The organism is Buttiauxella izardii, assembly GCF_003601925.1.
Taxonomy (GTDB): Bacteria; Pseudomonadota; Gammaproteobacteria; order Enterobacterales; family Enterobacteriaceae; genus Buttiauxella; species Buttiauxella izardii.
The window spans coordinates 1-740 of sequence record NZ_QZWH01000081.1 but is presented as its reverse complement, the minus strand read 5'-3'; the positions used below and the strand labels follow the sequence as shown (position 1 = coordinate 740).

The following is a 740-nucleotide window of genomic DNA, read 5'->3' as shown; positions in this document are numbered from 1 at the left end:
AACGCCGGTAATGGTGACGCGTATTAGCCAGAAAATCCCGAATCCAACCTGGACGCCGACGGCGAATATTCGTGCACGTTCTGCTGCACAAGGAATTACGCTGCCCGCAGTCGTGCCAGCAGGGCCAAACAACCCGCTGGGGCGCTATGCGCTGCGACTGGAGCAGGGTGGGGGCCCCTGCGGCAGTCATTCCCATTCGCACCATTCATAACATCGCCCTGAACCCGAACTTTGGCGGTGAAATCATGGTGATTGGCCTCGGCTGCGAGAAGCTGCAACCGGAGCGCCTGCTGGAAGGCACCGACGATGTGCAGTCAATTAACGTCGGCGACGCCAGCATTGTGCGCCTGCAAGACGAACACCACGTCGGCTTTAAATCGATGGTCGATGACATTCTGACGGTCGCCGAGCGCCATCTGGCGAATCTGAACAAACGCCAACGCGAAACCTGCCCGGCTTCTGAACTGGTTGTCGGTATGCAGTGCGGCGGCAGCGATGCATTCTCCGGCGTGACGGCAAACCCGGCGGTCGGTTATGCATCAGATTTGTTAGTGCGCTGCGGCGCAACAGTCATGTTCTCCGAAGTGACCGAAGTGCGCGACGCCATCCACCTGTTAACGCCACGCGCCATCAACGAAGAAGTGGGCAAGCGCCTGCTCGAAGAGATGGAATGGTACGACAACTATCTCGACATGGGTAAAACTGACCGCAGCGCCAACCCTTCTCCAGGCAACAAAAAA

2 pseudogenes are annotated in these 740 nt (G+C 58.1%); both read left to right on the top strand.

Annotated elements, in window-relative coordinates:
• A pseudogene (locus tag D6029_RS22290) lies at positions 1–175 on the top strand (L,D-transpeptidase); the annotation flags it as partial.
• Positions 168–740 (top strand): annotated as a pseudogene (locus tag D6029_RS22285) (UxaA family hydrolase); the annotation flags it as partial. The pseudogenes D6029_RS22290 and D6029_RS22285, both read left to right, overlap by 8 nt.